Raw genomic sequence first — 19,316 nt, forward strand, 5'->3', positions numbered from 1 at the left:
GGGAACCCTACCCGGGGAAGGTCCTCAGAGCGGGATGTTGCCGTGCTTCCGTTTAGGAGTCGACACATCCTTGGTTCTGAGCGCGTCAAGCCCGGATAGCAGGCGGGGCCTGGTTTCCCGCGGGTCGATCACGTCGTCGAGGTAGCCTCGGGCCGCCGCGAGATACGGGTGGGCGAAACGGCGGCGATACTCGGCGGCGAAGCGCACCTTGAGCTCCGAGGGATCTTCGGCCTCCGCCAGCTCGCTCCGATGGAGGATCTCGACCGCGCCTTCGGGACCCATCACCGCGACCTCCGCCTGCGGCCAGGCCAGATTGAGATCGCCGCCGATGTGCTTCGAGTTCATGACGTCGTAAGCGCCGCCGTACGCCTTGCGCGTGATGACGGTCATGCGGGGGACGGTGGCTTCGGCGAAGGCGTAGAGGAGCTTGGCGCCGTGCCGTATGACTCCTCCGTGCTCCTGCGCGACTCCGGGAAGGAAGCCGGGAACGTCCTCGAACACGACGAGCGGTATGTTGAAGGCGTCGCAGAAACGGACGAAGCGGGCGCCCTTGTCCGACGCGTCGATGTCGAGCACGCCCGCAAGCGTCGCGGGCTGGTTGGCCACGACGCCCACCGAGTGTCCGTCCAGACGAGCGAAGCCGACCACGATGTTCCGCGCGAAGGCTTCGTGCACCTCGAAGAAGGAGGTCACGTCGACCACGCGGGCGATGACCTCGCGCATGTCGTACGAACGGTTGGGGTTCTCCGGCACCACCTCCAGTATCGAATCGTCGCCGGACTTCAGGGGTTCGAGAGCTTCCTCTCCAGCCCCGAAGTCGTCGGAGACAGGAGGCAGCTCACGATTGTTCTGCGGCAGGTAGGTGAGTTGACGACGGATCGCCTCCAGACAGTCGAGCTCCGAAGCGTGGACGAAGTGCGCGACGCCGGAGACGCTCGCGTGGAGGTCCGCGCCGCCGAGTCCCTCCATGTCGATCTCCTCGTGGGTCACCGTCCGTACCACGTCGGGACCGGTGACGAACATATGGCTGGTGCCGCGGACCATATGGATGAAGTCGGTGATCGCGGGCGAATAGACGGCCCCTCCCGCGCACGGACCCATGATCGCGCTGAGCTGCGGGACGACCCCGGAGGCCAGAGTGTTGCGGTAGAAGATGTCGGCGTACCCGGCCAGGGCCACCACGCCCTCCTGAATGCGGGCGCCGCCGGAGTCGTTGATCCCCACGAGCGGGACGCCCGCCTGCATGGCCAGCTCCTGGATCTTGACGATCTTCGCCGCGTGCGCCTCGGCGACCGAACCGCCGAAGACGGTGAAGTCCTGGCTGAAGACATAGGTAAGGCGGCCGTTGATCCGGCAATGCCCCGTAACGACCCCATCGCCGAACGCCACATCGGCGTCGGAATCCGCGTTCTCTCCTGCGGTCCCCACCCCCCTCGGCGTCGCGAAACGGTCGATTTCGACGAAGGAGCTCTCGTCGGCCAGGAGCTCCAGCCGCTCTCGCGCCGTAAGTTTGCCCTTTTCCCTCTGCCGGGCCAGACGCTCCTCCCCACCCCCGCGCCCGGCCTGCTCGCCGAGGGCTCGGAGACGTTCCAGCGATCTCGTCGTCATCGGAGATGCGGACGTGGCGCCGCCGGTGGGTTACCTCTCATCGTATCGACGACCGGAGCTAGGAGCGTGTCCGGATCCAAAACCATCGAGCCGGGCTCGATCAGAGCTCCTTCCCGGATCTCGACGATGCGGGTTCGCCGGAGAACGCGACCTTCCTCGAAGGTGAAGAGGCCGGTGGCTCCCGGGATCTCGACGGAACTCCGGCCCGACGATTCGATCGCGCCCAGCAGCACCAGAACCGCGTCGAAGCCCAGAGCCGGTACGGAGCTGAGCAGCGTGCGCTCGAAGTGGGATTCGTAAAGGCGTCTGAACGCTTCCTCGTTCGCCCCATCCTCCAGGGACCCGGTCGGGGCGAAAACCCCGGTGGTGTGTCGATCGTCGACGAGCGAGAGCGTCGCTGGATGAGTCCACGCCGCGTTGCCCAGAATGTCGATGCCGAGGGTGTCGAGACCGAAGTGGGTGAACTGGGGCGCCAGCAGCTCGAGGGTTTCGGCGGGGACCGTGATGTATGCCGCGACCGGATCGAGAAGGCTCACGTCGAGCGTGTCGTCCTCCTCGAGCCCGAGCGCCATGATCTCCTCCGATCTCAGTGCGGTGACCAGGGTCGAAAGCTGGTCGGCGAAGTGAGGCGCCCCCGATTCCTGGCTGACCACGGTCATGACCGGCAATCCGATGCGATCAGCCTCGTCGACGAAGGCTCGAGCCTCGGCGTAGGACGCGGGCGCCCCTTCATGGAGCACCGCGACGCGGTCGTAGCCTTCCTCGCGGGCGAAACGAGCCATTTTCCGCGCCGAGATCGGGTCCGGTCCCTCGAGCGAGTAGGCCCACCTGCCGGCGGCGTCGGCGTTGCGGGCTGTGGGAGACACCAGCGGAACGCGAACTCCGTATCCTGCGGCCGCCCTGAGCGCGGCTTCTTCCAGATAGCCGACCATTCCGTCCGCTCCCTGCAATTCAAGCTCGCGCGTGTGGATCGAAGCGGTCAGCGGTTCGGCCCTGTAATCCCGGATGAGGAGTTCGATGTCGGCCCCGCGGTCGTTTCGTACCGCGACCGCCAGTTCGACACCCTGCCTGATCAGGTCGGCGAAGGAGGAGAGCGCGGGCGGGCCGCTGAGGGGCAGGACCGCTCCGATCAAGAGGTCTTCGGCGTGTGGAGCCCGGTCCGAGGTCGAGGTCCGTGCATGGTGTTCCGGCTCCGTCAACTGCCCTCCCGAGAGCGACGAGACGTGGAGCGTGCACGCGAGTAAGACCGGCAGCCCGCAAATGAACCTGGGACCCAGACCCGTCCGTCGGCATCCTGCGTTCCCGGAACCCTTTGGGCGCGATTCCGGAGAGAGCGCCTTCCGACTCAAACGAGTCTCATCGACCATCGAGACCTCCCAGGGGCTGTCCGGGTCTCAGTCCTCGACGTCCTCGTTCTGGCCGTCCTCGCCATCCTCGACGTCCTCGTTCTCGACGTCCTCGCCATCTTCGACGTCCTCGCCATCCTCGACGTCCTCGCCATCCTCGACATCCTCGTTCTGGCCGTCCTCGCCATCTTCGACGTTCTGGCCGTCTTCGACGTCTTCGACGTCTTCGACGTCCTCGCCATCCTCGACATGTCCTCGCCATCTTCCACGTCTTCGACGTCATCGACGTCCTCGCCATCTTCGACGTCTTCGACGTCTTCGACGTCCTCGCCATCTTCGACGTCTTCGCCATCTTCGATGTCCTCGCCACCTTCGACGTCCTCGCCACCTTCGACGTCCTCGCCACCTTCGACGTTCTCGCCACCTTCGACGTTCTCGCCGTCTTCGCCGTTTTCGCCGTCCTGGCTGTCCTGGCCGTCCTCGTCGTTCCCGCCGTTTTCGCCGTCCTCGATGTCTTCTTCCGGCATGCCTTCCGGCCCTTCATCGGCCGACCTGCGTTCCGGGCTCTCCACGGCGGAGAGGGTCACCCGTCGATTCCTGATGTCGAACTCGGACACCCTCAGCGTCACGACGTCGCCCTTGCGATAGTAGGGCGCGAGCTCCTCGCCCTCGTCGATGCCCGAGAGCGAGATGGGTACGAAGCCGTCGAGTTCGTTCTCGATCTCAACGACGAGCCCCTTCTTCTCGACCGAAGCGACCGTGCCCTCGGTTTCGGTGCCGGGCGTGAAGCGTGCGGCGAGCTCCGGCCACGGATCGTCCTGGAGCTGTCGCATGCCCAGCGAAACACGCTTCTGGTTCGTATCGACCTCGAGCACCAGGACCTCGACCTGTTGGCCCTTGTGCACCACCTTCGAAGGGCTGTCCACGCGCTTGGTCCAGCTCATGTCGGAGATGTGCACGAGTCCGTCTATGCCCGGCGCGACCTCCACGAAGGCCCCGAATGCGGTGAGGTTGCGAACGGTTCCGGTCAGCCTGGTGCCGGGTCGGTGCGTCTCATGCAGCGTCAGCCAGGGATCGACCGCGATCTGCTTGATGCCGAGCGAGATCTTCTCCTCCTTGGGATTGACCTTAAGGATGACGGCGTCGAGCTCCTGACCGATCTCCACGACCTTGGAGGGATGGCGCACGTTGCGCGTCCACGACATCTCCGAGATGTGCACCAGTCCTTCCACGCCCTTCTCGAGTTCCACGAAGGCGCCGTAGTTGGTGATCGACACGACGCGGCCGCGAACGCGGGCGCCGATCGGGTACCTCCGGTCGATCTCGCGCCACGGATATGGTAGAAGCTGCTTCAGGCCGAGAGAGATGCGCTCGCGATTCCAGTCCACGTCGAGAACCTTGATGTCGAGAGTCATCCCCACCTGCACCACTTCGGAGGGATGGCTGACCCTTCCCCATGACATGTCCGTGATGTGGAGGAGGCCGTCGAGTCCGCCCAGATCGATGAAGGCGCCGAAGTCCGTGATGTTCTTGACTTGGCCCTCGCGCACCTGCCCTACGAGGAGCTCCTTGAGAAGTGTTCCCCGCTCCTTCGCGCGGGCCGCCTCCAGCAGGATGCGCCGCGAGACGACGATGTTGCGCCGCTTGCGGTTGAGCTTGATGATCTTGAGATCGAAGTCCTGGCCCACCAGGTCGTCGATGTTCTGCACCCTGCGCAGGGCGATCTGCGATCCGGGGAGGAACGCCTCCACCCCCAGAATGTCGACCGAGGCGCCGCCCTTGATCTTGCGGGTGATGGTGCCGTGGATGGGACGCTCGGCCTCGAAGGCTTCGCGGATCTGCTCCCAGACCCGGAAGAAGTCCGCCTTGCGCTTGGAGAGGACCACGACTCCGTCCTCGTCCTCGAGGCTCTCGATGAGGACCTCGACCACATCCCCTTCGACGGGATGGGGACTGAACTCGTCCAGGGCCACCGAGCCTTCGCTCTTGAACCCGAACTCGAGGATGACTCCGCCGTCGTCGACACGGAGAACGGTGGCCTCGACCAACTGGTCGCGCTTGAATTTCGGGAAATCCGCGCCGTGCTCATCGAGGAGGGACTCGAATTCCTCCGTAGAGGTCTCGAGGATGTCCTCGCCGAACGGATCGTAAAGCAGCTCCGGTGAGATGGCGGGAGAAGATTGATCGTCGGTCATGGTTACGCTCGGGTCGGCTCCGCAGCGTTCGCGGAGCGCCCATGTCCGGCCGGGTCGGGCGCCGGAGTTGAGGGAGAAACGACGGGACCGCATGGGGGAACCCGTTCCGATGTCTCGTACACCGGTGTTGCAGAAATGATAAGCCGTACATCTTAGCGAGACGGATGTCGGAAGTCAAGAGACGAGCGCCGGGGGTCCACCTACCTCCGCCGGAACCCCGCCTCCACGGCGAGCTCGGCCACGATCTCGGTCTGCTCTTCCAGGGTGAGCAGTGTGGTGTCGATGACTCGGGCCTCGTCAGCCTCGGCCAGCGGCGCGTGTTTCCGAGTGGCGTCGCGTTCGTCTCGGATCCTGAGATCGGCGACCATCGTGGCGGGCATGGGACCGCCGTCCGTCCTGGCCAGGTAGCGCCTGCGCGCCCGTTCTTCGACCTCGGCCACGAGAAATACCTTGAGGGCGGCATCGGGGAAGACCACCGTGCCCATGTCCCGGCCATCGCAGACTATCGCCCCTAGGTCAATCGCCTTTCGTTGAAGTCCGAGCAGTTCATCGCGAACGCCCCGAAATACCGCGATCTTCGAAGCGAAACTCGTGACTTCGGGCGCGCGCAACTCGCTCCCGAGCGCTTCGCCGGCCGCCAGCACGCGAAAGCACGGTTCGTCGCCGAGGGGTTCGATAGCTACCTGCCTCGCGGCGGCTTCGGCGGCCAGCGCCAGATCCGTGCGCGCCGGATCCGCAGCGCCGTTCCTGAGAACCTGGAACGCGACAGCCCGGTAGAGGGCGCCGGAATCGAGATGGCGGCAGTCGATGATCTCGGCCACGGCGTGGGCCGTCGTCGACTTGCCCGCCCCGCCGGGGCCGTCGATGGCGATCACCGGGTCGGCTCGGTCGCCCCTCAAGCGCATGTTTCCGCAAGCATCCGCCAGAATCCCGGATAGCTGACCGCGGCGACCTCCGGTGTATCGATTTGAATCTCGTTCCCGGGGATCCTCCCGAGAACGGCGAAGGCCATCGCAATGCGGTGGTCGGCGAAGGCCCGCACCCGGCCCTGCAGCGGACTGCGCGACCCGAACACCGTCAGGCCATCCGGCCTCTCTTCCACTTGCGCACCCACCGCTCTCAGGTTGGTGACGAGAGCGCTGATCCGGTCCGATTCCTTGGCGCGAAGCTCCCCGGCTCCGGAGATGACGGTCTCTCCTTCCGCGACCGCCCCGAGCACGGCCAACAGGGGCAACTCGTCTATCATCCCCGGCACCTCCTGAGGGAGGATTTCCAGACCGCGAAGGTTGGAAGGGCCGGCGCGTACCTCGCCCACGGGCTCGAAGTCCGCCGAAGGGTTCCCGGCGTGCCGTCGGTGATCGACCTTCACATCGGCGCCCATGCGCCGGAGTACCTTGAAGAAGGCTATGCGGTGCGGGTTGAGCCCGACTCCCGGAAGCTCGAGCTCTCCGTCGGTCGCACCGACCACCGCCGCCGCTGCGGCGAAAGCCGCCGACGACGGATCGCGGGGTACGGCGTAGTCGAGCGGAGCCAGGCGGGAGGGCGGCATCGGCATGTCGACGCGCCAGCCCGACGCTTCGGGACTCTCGCCTGCGAGCACGGTCGCACCCATGGCGCGCAACATCCGCTCGCTGTGGTCGCGGGATCGGTGCGGCTCGCTCACGCTCACCGCCGCTCCCCCCACCACGCCCCCGAGCAGGATGGCGCTCTTCACCTGTGCGCTCGCGACCGGGCTCGACCACGCCAGCGTCCGCGCTCGGCCCGCACCGCGCACCCGGAGCGGAAGGCGGCCGTCTCGTTCGAGGGCTTCGAAAGAGGCGCCGAGCTCGGTGAGCGGATCGACGATGCGCCGCATCGGTCTGGAACGGAGCGAGGCGTCGCCGGTGACTACGGCTTCGAGCCCTGATCCGGCGAGGACTCCCAGCAACAGACGGGCGCCCGTGCCGCTGTTGCCGAGGTCGAGCCTCCGCTCCGGCGGTACGAGCCCTCCGAGGCCCACTCCCCGCACGGCGATCTCGGAACCGTCTTCCGGGAGTTCCGGGATGCCGGCACCCAAGGCACGGAGCGCCGCGGCGGTCGAACGGGCGTCTTCCCCGGCGAGCACGCCGCGCAGGCGGCTGACTCCGTCGGCCAAGGCACCGAAGATGAGAGCTCGCTGGCTGATCGATTTGTCGCCCGGCACCAGCACGCGGGTCATCGCCCGCCCTCCTCCACCCAACCTCTGGTGGATTCCATCAGCCGCGCCAGCTCGGCTCCGTTGCGCTCCCTCGCGAGTTCGGCCACGCTTCCGAGACGACGGGAGAGCAAATCGAGCCCCTCCGCGAGCTGTTCCGGAGCCTCGTCGAATATGTCGCGCCACATTCCGGGGGCGCTCGCCGCCAGACGCACCATCCCCTTCCCTCCCGGACCCAGGTCCCGCGGCGCGACGTCCATCAGCCGAAGCGTGGCCGCCAGGGCGTTCGAAGCGAGCTGAGGAAGGTGGCTTGCGACGGCCATGAGCTCGTCGTGCGCGGTGGCGTCCGTGCGCACCGGAACACCGCCTGCGGCGCGCCAGAGCGCCTCGACCTGCTCGATTCTTTCCGTCGACGGTTCCGAATTCCCCTTGTCGGCGATCCAGACCCGCGCCCCGCAGTAGAGCTCCGCCGAGGAAGCGTCGAAACCGGATTTCTCGCTTCCCGCCATGGGGTGAGCCCCGACCCAGCGCTCGTAAACTCCCACACGCTTGGCCTCGTTCCGAACCGGCACCTTGAGGCTGGCGACATCGGTCACGGTGGCTTCCGGCGGAGCGGTCCGCGCGATTTCCGCCATAAGCTCGCACACCGTCCGGAGCGGCGTCGCCAGCACGACGATGTCGGCCGCCTCCACGGCATCCCGCCGCTCGGAGGAGGCGCTGCGGAGCAGGCCCGCTTCAAGGGTCTTTCGGCGCTCGTCCGCTACCGGCGACCAGCCCGCGAGCTCATAGGCCGGGTTACCTGCCAGAGCACGGACGAGCGAGCCGCCCATCACCCCCAGTCCGAGAACGGCGACTCGCACGGGCTCGACCGTCGTGTCCGGATCCGACCTGATCGGCCCCGACCTGATCGGCCTGGGCTGCGCCGATTCGGTCGTCACGGCGCGCCGTTTTCGTCGTCGGGGAGAGCCACCTCGATACTCATGCCGTCCCGAGCCACCACGGTTTCCGGGAAAATCGCGCGCGCTTCGTCACGAAGCGGCTTGGGATCGTCCGAATAACGAGCCGACACGTGGGTGAGGATCAGCCTGCGCACCCCCGACTGCATGGCGACCCGTGCGGCCTCCGAGGCGGTCGAGTGAAAGGTCTCGCGTGCCCGTGCGGACTCGTCGCCAGTGAAGGTGGCCTCGTGGACGAGCAGGTCGGCCGCGCGGGCGTGATCGATAGTGGTGACCGCAGGGCGAGTGTCGCCCGTGTAGACCACCTTGCGCCCCCTGCGCGCACGGCCCACGAAATCGCGGCCCCGGAGGAATTTCCCGTCGACCTCCACATCCTCACCGCGATGGAGCCGGCCGCGAACGGGTCCGTCGGGAACGCCCAGCCGGTCGGCGAGCTCGGCGTCGAAGCGTCCCCGGCGTTCGTCCTCCACCAAGGCCCATCCCACCGCGCTGCGCCCGTGCGAGACCGGGAAGGCCTCGAGGCGAAAGCCGTTGCCGCGAAAGACCGGGCCGGGCGCCGCCTCCTCGACCGTCACCGGGAGCCGAGCGCTCCCCTGCCCGACCTCGACGATCTCCCGCAGTTCGCGAAACGAACCCGGCGGCCCCAGTACCCGAATCGGATCGGTCCGGCCTTCCAGGGCCATAGTTCTGAGAAGCCCGGGAATGCCAAGGATGTGGTCGGCGTGGGTGTGGGTGACGAAGACGTGGTTCACACCGAATCCGGTGCGGTAGCGCATCATCTGGCGCTGCGTCCCCTCCCCGCAATCGAAGAGGAAGCGTTCACCGCCGCGCTGGACCGCGAGCGCGCTGACGTTTCGTCCCGATGTCGGGCGCGCCGCCGAGGTCCCGAGGAAGGTGACCCTGAGAATTCCCGTTCCTCCCGCCCCGGCCTCGCTTCCGGACCCGTCTACCAAAGCTTGAGATGCAACTCCAGCGTGCGACCCGGTTGCGGCAGCCCACACTGGTCGAAGGCGGTGGCGTCGGTGAGATTGCGCAGCGAGAGAACCGCCTCCATGCGCCCGAGAGAGCTTTCCCCGACAGTGAATCCACGCCTGACCGAGAAGTCGCTGACGGCGCTCGCGGCAACGGGCTGGAGTCCGTCAATCTCAGGATTCTCGCAGCTCTGCGACCCGACCCATCGCGTGCTCGCCGTGGCGTCGACGCCTCCCGGGACAGGGAGGCTGGCGCCCATGCGGCCGAGGACGGAAGGTTCGTACTCGAGCTCGATGGCCTCGTCGTCCTCCTTGCCCCGCACACGCTGGAGAGTCAGGTCGCCGGTCAGGGAGAGACTGCCGACCTGGCCCGAGACGAGGAACTCCGCTCCCGTGCTCACGATTTCGTCGCGATTGACACGTTGGAAGAGTCGGAGATCGCCCACCTGAACGGAGGTGCGCCCGATACCGTCGGCGAGCCGCTGATGGAAGGCCACCGTCTGGAGTTCGAATTTTCCCGTATGGAGAGTGAAGCCGCCCTCGGCGCCCCAGAGTCTCTCGGAAGAGAGGTCCGGGTTGGGAAGGAAGCGACCCAGCGCCCCCGAATACAGCTCGCGCAGCGATGGAAAACGTGCACGACTGCTGGCCGCCGCGTGGGCGAGCACGCCATCTCCCACGAGCGAGCTCAAGCCGATGCGAACGCCGTAGGCGGAGAGCGATCCGATAGAGGGCATGTCGTCTCCGCTGAGGGGCGTATCGGCGCCGTCAAGGGCCGCGCCCAGCGAAATCCGGGTGTAGCCGTGTCGCCGGAGTTGCCACTCGGTCTCGGCGGCCAAGCTCCACAGCCGCTGCCGGTACGATTGCGCGGGGCCTGGTCCCAGGACCTCTTCGTGGTTCACGTCGGCGTAGGTGAAGGCCGTGCGCAGGTCGCCTCTCCCCGCAAGCGAGTGGTCGGCTTCGATGCGCGCCGTGAAGGTGAAATCCTCCATCGTTTCGGTATCCTCCACGGTCTCGAAACGCTCGGAGGCGAAGGATTCGATGAGGGCGCTTCCGATGTCCGCTCCTACGCTCACCTCGAGGTCGCCGGTGCCCCACGGGGTCCTCACGGTCCCGGTCCCAACGGAAAAAGCGTTGATCAGCCGTCGTTTGTCGGGGTATCTCCAGAGCCTGGGATTGTCCTGATGGGACTCGGGCGCCACACCCTGAGCGACATCGTAGGCGGAGGAGAAGAGCGAAACCCAAAAGCCGGTCTCATTCCGGAAGCGAGCGGCGAGGTACGCGTCGGCTCTGCGCGAATCGCTGTTGAGACGCAGCCCTTCGGCGTTGCTCAGGTATCGATCCCGCAGCTCGACCGACAGGTCGCCTGGCAGGGAGGCTCCGGGCGAATCCCTGAATCCGGCGCCGGCTCTGAGGACGACTCCGGTGCTCCGGTCCTCTCCGAAGATTCGCCCGACACCGAGGGACGCGCTCGCGCCGCCGAGGTGGTCCCGACCCAGGCTCAGCTCGACCGGGTTTACCGAGGGCCGTCTGGAAGAGCGCGCGACGTCTATCTCAAGCGCGCCGCCGATGACGTTGGGGCCGTAGAGAACCGAAGACATGCCGCGCACCACGCGCACCCCTTGGGCGGCGGTCATAGGCACGACCGAGAGGTCGGAGCGGTGATCCCAACCGAGGGTGATCGGGATCCCGTCCACGAGGATTCCGATCTGGCGCTCTTCGGATCCGCGCAGAGACGGCTGCGCCTCGCCGCGGGAGTTTCGGCGCACCACCAGGAGCGGCATGCCACGCAGCACCTCTTCCAGGGTCGGGGCCGGTGGCGTGGGAAGGGAGTCCAGGAAAGCCTCGACGGCGCTCGATCCGCCCGTGGTGATGGCCGGTCTGGCCACCGATACCGTTATCCCGCTGAGTTCGTAAATGCGAGCGGCGTAGGTGGAATCGACCCTGACCGTATCGCGCACCTGGGCGGAGATCGACGTGTCGGACAGGAGGAGCAGGGCTCCCGCCGCCAGGAGTACGCCGGTCGACTTGACCCGCATCGGCCGCCGGCGCGGTGATAGGTTCGGGCGAGAAGTGAACATTCGTATGAAACCTGTTTGCTTTGCTTTGGGGCGAACCCGTCATATCTTCCGAGTAGCGTACACCCGGACCGACCAACGGTCCCGTCCCTATCCCGGACCGACCGTCGAGGTCCGACCCGCAGCCCCGCTCACCTTTCTCCGGAGTCAGCCGTGTACAGTCGACGCAGCTTCATCAACACTCTCACGCTCCCGGCGGCCGCAGCGGCCACCGGCATCGCGCCCGCCCTCTTCAACTCCAGGGCGGCGGCCGTCTCCCGGGAACTGGCTCTCCACCCGGGTTCTCCGGGCCGGATCGCGGCCGACGAGGATTTCTGGTTCGAGGTCGCCCAGGCGTTCACGGTGGACCGTACCCTCGTCAACCTGAACAACGGTGGAGTGAGCCCTTCGCCGGCGTGGGTTCAGGATGCGATGGAGCGTCACCTCCGCTACTCGAACCTCGCTCCCACCTACACGATGTGGCAGGTGCTGGAGCCTCAGCGGGAAGGGGTGAGAAAGCGCATGGCCCGCGAGTGGGGCGTGGACGCAGAGGAGATCGCCTTCACCAGGAACGCTTCCGAGAGTCTTCAGACGATGCAGCTGGGGCTCGATCTCGAGGCCGGCGACGAGGTGCTGACCACGACCCAGGACTACGGGCGCATGATCACCACCTTCAAGCAGCGGGAGCGCCGGGAGGGCATCGTGCTCCGTCAGATCAGGATCCCGGTTCCGGCGGAGCGCCCCGCGGAAGTGGTCCGTCTTTTCGAAGATGCGATCACGCCGCGCACGCGCATGATTCTCGCCTGCCACATGATCAATCTCACCGGTCAGATACTTCCGGTGACCGAGCTGAACGCCATGGCGAGGCGCCACGGGATACCGCTCGTGATCGACGGCGCCCACGCGCTCGCCCACTTCCACTTCACCCTGGGCGAGATCGACGTCGACAATTACTCGACGAGCCTGCACAAGTGGCTCTTCGCACCCCACGGCACCGGACTGCTCTACGTGCGTCGCGAGAAGATCCCCGAGGTGTGGCCGCTGATGGCCGCCCCGGAGCCCATGACCGACAACATCCGCAAGTTCGAGGAGATCGGCACCCATCCTGCGGCGAACTACCTCGCGATCGGCGAGGCGCTCTCGTTCCACCAGGGAGTCGGCTCGGAGCGCAAGGAGGCCCGTCTCGTCCACCTGCGCGACTATTGGGCCGACGCCCTGCTCCTGAACGACAACGTCAGGCTGCACACGAGCCGGAAGCCGGGTTTCGCCGCCGGCATCGCGAACGTCGAGGTCGTGGGAGTGGAACCGAACGCTCTTCGCGACCACCTTTGGCAGGAGCACCGCATCATCACCGTGGCGATCAACCACCCCGAGTTCCGCGGCCTGCGCGTCAGCCCGAGCGTCTACACGACCAAGCAGGAGCTCGACCGCTTCATAGACGTCGTGGATCACGTCGCCAAGCGGGGGCTCGCCTGAGCTGCGGACGACCCCTACCGGCCGCAGCGTCCGTACCGAACCGCATCACTCCAACGGAGCTCCCTCCAGGAAAACGTCATGACCCTTACAGCCGATGGACGAAGCCTCCCGCGGCGGCGCGAGCTGCCAGGCGCATCGTCCGCTCCCTTTCGAACGGTCCTTTCCGCGGTCCTCCTCATGTCGGCGGCTCTCGCATGCTCCGCCCCCACCGAAAATTCGGAGACTCCCGCGGACGCTGCTCAACCGACGGCGGCCGAGCTCACCGCCGTTCCCGACGTCCTCACGCAAGAGGAGGAGGCCGTCCTCGAGACCGTGCTCGATCTCTTCAGGGCCATGCGCACCAGCGACGGCGAGCTGGCGGCGGCGGTCTTCCATCCCGAGGCCCGCATGGGCAGGCGCACCGAGGAGGGCGGCATCGCATTCGGGACGGCGGACGGATTCATCGAGGCTATCGGACGCCCGAAGGAACAGGTCTGGGACGAACCGATCTGGGACGTGGTCGTCAACGTGGACGGGCAGCTCGCCCAGGCGTGGACGCCGTACGCCTTTTACCTTGATGGCGAGTACTCCCATTGCGGCGTCGACGCCTTCCAGCTCTATCTCACCGACGGGCGGTGGCAGATAACACAGTTGGTCGACACGAGAAGAGAGGAGTGCGAGATGCCGGCGGAGGATCGTCTGTTAAGGTGACGCGCCCTCGGTCGGACCGGCCGGCCCCAGGTCACCTCCCGATAGCCAGCGGGTCAAGTCCCGCTTCGGCCAGAGCCCGGTCGAGAGCGGTCCCTTCCTCCGCCACGATCCGCTCCCACTCGGCCAGCGCGGCCTCCAGCCGCGCGGCGTAGATGTTCCCGACCTCCAGAGCTTGATCGGTGGGCGGGTCGTCGGTGCCTGAGCTGTAGCCCGCGAGACTGGCGATCTTGGCGTAGAGCTGTCTGGGATAGCGGATGGCGTCCTGACCGGCCAGACCTCCCGTGAGCCTGAGGTCGAAGAGCCCCATCTCCAGATCGACCAGCGACTCCGAGAGCGCATCCGCCGCGCTTCGCACTTCCGCCGTTCCCGCCCCGTCGATGCCGTCCGCAAGATCGAGAAGGCCCTTTCGCCCGAGTTCGATCCGGTCGATCAGCGCCGCCACCGAATCGATCATCTCGCGCAGCTCGAGCTGAAACGCAAGCTGCGCGGCCATGTCTTCCGCTGCGGCGTACGAGGCGGGGTCCTGACGGAGCTCGAGCCGCCGTTCGTCGAAGCTGCCGTCGCCAAGGGTGACCCTCACGTCGTAGACCCCGGGAACCGCGAGCGGCCTTACTCTTCCGCCCTCCGGAACCGGTCGGGTTCCGTCGGCGCCCAGCGCCGCATGAGAGTGTTCGACCGGGGGCGTCCGCAGCGTCGGACGCCGGGAGGCGTCGTGGCGCAGATCCCAGTGCCAGCGGTTGACCCCGGTCAGGACCCTGTCCACGTTCGCCGTTCGCACCAGGTTCCCCGCCCCGTCCCGGATCTCGATCGTCGCGCCGTCTCCACCGGAAGCGGCGTGAAAGTCGAGAACGGCGCCGTACTCCGGGTTCTCGCCTGCGGCCGGATCTCCCGGCTGGCTGTTGGGACGCGCCCGAGGCAGAAAGCGCCAGGCGGGTCTCGGGCCGAAGAGATGCACAGGTTTTTCCAGGTGGCGATCCGAGCCCTGTTGGAGCGCCCCGATGTCGTCGGCGATCCAGAAGCCTCTGCCGTAGGTCCCGACAACCAGGTCTCTGAAGTGCGGCTGGACGGTGAGCCAGTGCACCGGCGCGCGAGGAAGATCGCCCTGGATCGAGCTCCAGCTCCCGCCGTCGTCCCATGAGGCGTAGATTCCGTTCTCTGTGCCGAGATAGAGCAGGCCGGGCCGTACCGGATCCTCGCGGATCACGTGCGCGTAGCTGAAGACGCTCCTGGGAATCTCCGAGATCGCGATCCAGCTCTCGCCGCCGTCGTCGCTCCGGTACGCGTAGGGCTCGGTATCACCGAGCTGGTGCCTGTCGACGGTGAGATAGACCTTGTCCGGATCGTGACGGGACGGCTCGAGGTTCGAGACCGTTCCGAGGGGAGGGAGGTCGGGAAGGCGGGCGGTGACGTCCGTCCAGCTCTCGCCGCCGTCGCGGGTCACCTGAACCAGGCCGTCGTTCGAGCCGACCCAGATCAAGCCGGGAACCAGGGGGGATTCGGCAATGGCGAAAAGGACCGAAAAGTAAGTCGGACTCACGTCCTCGAAGGTCAGGCCGCCGCTCTTGAGCTGGCGGGTCTCGTCGTCGAGCGTGAGATCGGGGCTGATCTCCTGCCAGCTCTGACCTCCGTCGCGGGTGCGGTGGAGATGCTGGCTTCCCACGTAGACGGTTTCGGGGTCGTGCGGCGAGATGTGGATCGGGAAGGTCCAGTTGAAGCGGTAGCGCAGATCCTTGGCCGCCCAGCCCTCCGGATTGTCGGGCCAGACGCTGACCGTGCGGCTGAGGCCGGTATCGAGATCGTGGCGGGCGAGGATGCCCTCGTAGCAGCCCGACCACACCACCGAATTGGATACGGTGTCGGGAATGGCGAACCCGGTTTCGCACCCGCCCACGGAGCGCCACGCGCCTATCGGGATGGCGCCGCCCGCGAGGGTGTTCGACGGCCCTCCGGTCGACGGACCGTCCTGCCGGTTTCCGTAAAGGTTGTAGGGGACGGCGTTGTCGGTGAAGACGTGGTACATCTGCGCGATGGGGAGCAGCGGCGAGTACCAGCTTCTTCCGCGCGTCGTCGAGATCCTGACTCCCTGGTCGTTCCCCACGATCATGCGCGACGGGTCGACGGGATCGATCCACATGTCGTGATTGTCTCCTCCCCCCAGCGGCGTGACCGTCGCTCCGCCGTCGAGCGAACGGGTGTGAAGGGTGGACATGAAGTGCACCTCGTCGGCGTTGTCGGGAGCCACCGCCAGCCGCGAGTAGTAGAGCGGACGTTGGGCGAGCGCGTGGTCGCCGTTGATGTGGCGCCAGCTTTCGCCACCGTCGTCGGAGCGCCAGAGCGTGCCGGCGTGGTCCTCGATCGGCTCGTGGTCGCGATTGGAGTTCGTTTCGATGAGGGCGTAGATCCGAAGCGGATCGGCCGGCGAGACTCCGATCCCGATCCGGCCAAGCGTGCCCCCCGGAAGTCCCCTGCCTTCCAGGCGAGCCCAGGTGTCGCCGCCGTCCTCGCTCGTCCAGAGAGCGCTTCCCGGCCCTCCGCTCTCTCGCCCCCACGGCCAGATGCGCATTTCCCAGGTCGCCGCGAAGAGCTTGTCGGGGTCGTCCGGAGCGAGCACGACGTCGATCGCCCCCGCCTCCGGTCCGGGATCGAGCACGAGCTCCCAGCTCTCTCCCCCGTCGCGCGTCCGGTAGAGCCCGCGGTCCTCGTCCTGAGGCCCGTACATGTGGCCGGCGGCGGCGACCCAGGCCACGTCGGGATCGTCCGGGTGGACGGCGATGCGTCCGATGCGGCCGCTGGTTTCCAGGCCGAGCGGCTCCCAGCTCCGGCCGCCGTCGGTGGAGCGGTAGACGCCGTTGCCGATGGATACGTTCGATCTGATGGAGGATTCGCCGCTTCCCACCCAGACCACGTCCGGGTCCGAGGGTGCGACCGTGATCGCTCCGATCGACTGCGCGGGTTGGTCGTCGAAGATCGGGGTCCAGGAGTGGCCGCCGTCTTCGCTCTTGAAGACGCCGCCCGAAGCCGCGCCCACGTAGAAGACGTTGGGGTCGCCCGCCTCGCCCGCGACCGCGGAGACCCGGTTTCCCACCGGGCCGACATGGCGGTAGTCGAGGTCGAGAAGGGACGCGGGATCGGTGAGCGGAGGCGGACCGACGGGCCGTGCCCCGGAGATGCGGTCGATCTGGGCGCTTGCCGGTACGGCGGTCGCCCCTATCGACGCCGCGAGAACGATGGGGCGGGCCAGACGGCGAGGCCGGGGACGACGCGGCGGTCTCTTCGACCGGATGGGTTCTGTGGTCATTGCGGGATGTCAGGTCTGGGCTTCGGGGTCGTACATGTCGCTTCGGAACCGTGCTCGTCGAGCGCGGGTAGCGCACCTACCATACTTCCTGCCGAGGCAAAATGATAATCAAGACGAGCGCCACCTCCGATGTTCCTTCGTCCGAGATAACCCCGGAGCGCGTATATCGGAACAGGCGAGCCTTCATCCGCGAAGCGGCCCTGGGAGCCGCCGCGGTGGGGCTCGCGCCCGGACTCGCCGCAGGTACGCGGAGCGGGACCGTTACCGGAAACGCCGATGCCCGGGAGCAGGAGATTCCGGCCCGCTTCGCCGACATGCGCTCGGAGCTGGACGAGGAACTCAACCCCTGGGAAGACGTCACCGAGTACAACAACTTCTACGAATTCGGCACCTCCAAGGAAGATCCGGCGAGGAACTCGGGCTCGTTTCGCCCCAAGCCGTGGACGGTGCGGGTCGGTGGTCTCTGCAACAATCCCGGCGAGTTTCAGCTCGAAGATTTCCTCGCGCCCCACACGATCGAGGATCGGGTCTACCGGATGCGCTGCGTCGAGGCGTGGTCGATAGTCGTGCCCTGGCGAGGCTTCCCGATGAGGGATCTCGTGCGCGCGGCCGACCCCATGGGCTCCGCGGCCTATGTGGAGATGCGCACCGTCGTCCGACCCTCCGAGATGCCCGGCCAGCGCACCCGCGTGCTGGACTGGCCCTATGTCGAAGGGCTCCGGCTCGACGAGGCCATGAATCCGCTGACGCTCCTGACGACCGGCGTCTACGGCCTCGACCTCCCGAACCAGAACGGCGCGCCCTTGCGGCTGATAGCGCCGTGGAAGTACGGCTTCAAGGGGGTCAAGTCCATAGTCTCCATCGATTTCGTGGAGGAGATGCCGCGCAACACCTGGCAGGTTCAGAACTCGCGCGAATACGGTTTCTTCGCCAACGTCAACCCGAACGTCGATCACCCTCGCTGGAGCCAGAAGCGAGAGCGTCGACTCGGAGAGTTCCGTCGTCGCCCGACCCTCATGTTCAACGGCTACGAGGAACAGGTGGCGTCGATGTACGCGGGGATGGATCTGACGCGCTGGATTTAGCGGCCCCGGACCGGGCGTCCAGCAGCCGCCTCTCCCGCAAGTGTCTCCCAAGCTCGTCGTCCGGCTTCTCAAGGTCGCGATCTGGCTGGGCGCCCTCGCGCCCGCCGCCTGGCTCGTCCTCGGGTACCCCTTCGACTGGCTGGGTCCGAATCCGATCGAGAAGATCACCCACGTCACGGGGAAGACGGCGCTCTCGCTGTTGCTGATCACTCTCCTGATCACGCCGCTGCGCAAGATCACCGGCTGGAATCGCATAGTGCTCGTCAGGCGTCCGCTCGGACTCTTCGCCTTCTTCTACGTCTGCCTCCATTTCTCCACCTGGGCGGGTCTCGACATGACTCTCATGCTGGAGTGGATGATCGAGGATATCGCGGACCGACCGTACATCACCGTGGGATTTGCGGCCTTCCTCGTCCTGATCCCGCTGGCGGTCACGTCGACGCGGGGCTGGATACGAAGGCTGGGAAAGCGGTGGAACCTGCTCCACAAGGGCGTCTATCTCGCGGCGATTCTCGGGATCGTCCACTTCTGGTGGCTCGTCAAGGCCGACCTGCGCGAACCCGTTCTCTTCGGGCTCGGGCTGACCGCTCTGCTCGGCTACCGGGTCGTGGTCGCGCTGCGCAAGCGGGGAGCCCGAGCGGGGCGTTGAGCGGCCGTCGGGCGTCAGGCGGCGACCTGCGGTTCGCGAAGACGGCGCCGTTCGGAAGCCGCAGAGCTTCGTCCGCAGGCGACTAGAGCAGCTTCTCCCTGAATCGTCTGAGCAGGCTGGCGGCTCCGCGCACGTCCGGCAGGCTGTCCCTGAACTCCTCGATGGTGGCCGTCCTGGTCAGCGGCAGGTAGGTCTCCGCGTACTGAGAGATGCGCTTGACGATCCCCGCTCGGTCGAGTTCCGGATGGAACTGCGTCGCGTAAATGGGTCGGCCCGGGAAACGGAAGGCCTGATTCACCACGGTGGCCGTGGAGCCCAGAAGGACGGCGCCCGGCGGCAGGGATTCGACGATGTCCTCGTGGCCGATGAGCACGGGAAAGCTATCCCCGATCGCGCCGAAGAGCGGATCGCGGCGACCGGCTTCGGTCAGGGTCAGTTCGACGGCCCCGATCTCGGCCCGCGAATGATCGGTGACCACATCGCCGCCGAGCGCCTTGGCCAGGGCTTGGAACCCCCAGCAGGAAGCGAAGGTCGGCACCGAACGATCGTGAAGGCCGCGCATGGTGTCGAGCGCGGGTTCGAGCCACGTCCCTCCGCGCACCACCGAGAAGTCGCCGCTTCCGCCGATCAGCACCGCATCCGCTCGGGCGAGTTCGCCGGCGGGCGGCGGGCCGGCGATCAGGTCCCAGCACGTGAGACCGGTCTCGTGGATGCCGAGCGCGTTGACGAAGCACTCGACCTCGTGGTCGAGCATCCGGTCGTCCGGTTTGCGCACCTGGAGGAGAAGGAAGCGCGGTTCCGAGCGAATCGCCGTC

General features: G+C 66.8%; 14 protein-coding genes. 4 read left to right on the plus strand and 10 right to left on the minus strand.

What is annotated here, in order from left to right:
• Window positions 1–24: 24 nt before the first annotated feature.
• The 8 genes from J4G12_08330 to J4G12_08365 all read right to left on the minus strand — a co-directional run bounded on the left by J4G12_08330 (window position 25) and on the right by J4G12_08365 (window position 11,285).
• Window positions 25–1,608, minus strand: a complete 1,584-nt coding sequence (locus J4G12_08330; GenBank protein ID MCE2455802.1) for an acyl-CoA carboxylase subunit beta — start codon at window positions 1,606–1,608, stop codon at window positions 25–27.
• Entirely contained in the window at window positions 1,605–2,741 is a 1,137-nt protein-coding gene (locus J4G12_08335; GenBank protein ID MCE2455803.1) for an ABC transporter substrate-binding protein, read from the minus strand. The genes J4G12_08330 and J4G12_08335 overlap by 4 nt, the downstream gene beginning before the upstream one ends.
• A 212-nt stretch (window positions 2,742–2,953) precedes the next feature.
• Window positions 2,954–5,149, minus strand: a complete 2,196-nt coding sequence (locus tag J4G12_08340; protein MCE2455804.1) for a S1 RNA-binding domain-containing protein — start codon at window positions 5,147–5,149, stop codon at window positions 2,954–2,956.
• A gap of 200 nt (window positions 5,150–5,349) precedes the next feature.
• On the minus strand, window positions 5,350–6,048 hold the full coding sequence (gene cmk, locus J4G12_08345; protein MCE2455805.1) for a (d)CMP kinase: 699 nt from the start codon (window positions 6,046–6,048) through the stop codon (window positions 5,350–5,352).
• Complete coding sequence (gene aroA, locus J4G12_08350; protein ID MCE2455806.1) at window positions 6,045–7,346, minus strand: 3-phosphoshikimate 1-carboxyvinyltransferase; 1,302 nt, start codon at window positions 7,344–7,346, stop codon at window positions 6,045–6,047. Before aroA ends, cmk begins: the two co-directional genes overlap by 4 nt.
• The gene (locus J4G12_08355; GenBank protein MCE2455807.1) at window positions 7,343–8,260 is read right to left on the minus strand and encodes a prephenate dehydrogenase; all 918 of its coding nucleotides are present in this window, start codon (window positions 8,258–8,260) and stop codon (window positions 7,343–7,345) included. The genes aroA and J4G12_08355 overlap by 4 nt, the downstream gene beginning before the upstream one ends.
• Window positions 8,257–9,186, minus strand: a complete 930-nt coding sequence (rnz, locus tag J4G12_08360; GenBank protein MCE2455808.1) for a ribonuclease Z — start codon at window positions 9,184–9,186, stop codon at window positions 8,257–8,259. Before rnz ends, J4G12_08355 begins: the two co-directional genes overlap by 4 nt.
• A gap of 38 nt (window positions 9,187–9,224) precedes the next feature.
• Window positions 9,225–11,285 carry a TonB-dependent receptor gene (locus tag J4G12_08365; protein ID MCE2455809.1) on the minus strand — a complete coding sequence of 687 codons (2,061 nt, stop codon included), beginning with the start codon at window positions 11,283–11,285 and terminating at the stop codon, window positions 9,225–9,227.
• Between the two features lie 213 nt (window positions 11,286–11,498).
• On the opposite strand from J4G12_08365, the gene J4G12_08370 reads away from it, so the two are divergent.
• Window positions 11,499–12,779 (plus strand): aminotransferase class V-fold PLP-dependent enzyme, encoded by a 1,281-nt coding sequence (locus J4G12_08370; protein MCE2455810.1) that lies wholly within the window; start codon window positions 11,499–11,501, stop codon window positions 12,777–12,779.
• A gap of 78 nt (window positions 12,780–12,857) precedes the next feature.
• Window positions 12,858–13,469 (plus strand): nuclear transport factor 2 family protein, encoded by a 612-nt coding sequence (locus J4G12_08375; protein MCE2455811.1) that lies wholly within the window; start codon window positions 12,858–12,860, stop codon window positions 13,467–13,469.
• A 31-nt stretch (window positions 13,470–13,500) separates the two neighbouring features.
• Here J4G12_08375 and J4G12_08380 read toward each other — a convergent pair whose 3' ends face one another.
• Window positions 13,501–16,767, minus strand: a complete 3,267-nt coding sequence (locus J4G12_08380) for a hypothetical protein (GenBank protein MCE2455812.1) — start codon at window positions 16,765–16,767, stop codon at window positions 13,501–13,503.
• Between the two features lie 101 nt (window positions 16,768–16,868).
• Here J4G12_08380 and msrP point away from each other — a divergent pair, with 101 nt between their 5' ends.
• Together msrP and J4G12_08390 are read left to right on the plus strand one after the other, a co-directional pair.
• On the plus strand, window positions 16,869–17,852 hold the full coding sequence (msrP, locus tag J4G12_08385; GenBank protein ID MCE2455813.1) for a protein-methionine-sulfoxide reductase catalytic subunit MsrP: 984 nt from the start codon (window positions 16,869–16,871) through the stop codon (window positions 17,850–17,852).
• 40 nt (window positions 17,853–17,892) lie between these two features.
• Window positions 17,893–18,501: a sulfoxide reductase heme-binding subunit YedZ gene (locus J4G12_08390; GenBank protein ID MCE2455814.1), complete on the plus strand. Its 609-nt coding sequence runs from the start codon at window positions 17,893–17,895 to the stop codon at window positions 18,499–18,501.
• A gap of 82 nt (window positions 18,502–18,583) precedes the next feature.
• Here J4G12_08390 and J4G12_08395 read toward each other — a convergent pair whose 3' ends face one another.
• Window positions 18,584–19,255 (minus strand): type 1 glutamine amidotransferase, encoded by a 672-nt coding sequence (locus J4G12_08395; GenBank protein ID MCE2455815.1) that lies wholly within the window; start codon window positions 19,253–19,255, stop codon window positions 18,584–18,586.
• Window positions 19,256–19,316 lie beyond the last annotated feature (61 nt).

The sequence above is a fragment of the Gemmatimonadota bacterium genome, from assembly GCA_021295815.1.
Classification (GTDB): domain Bacteria; phylum Gemmatimonadota; class Gemmatimonadetes; order Longimicrobiales; family Gaopeijiaceae; genus JAGWBQ01.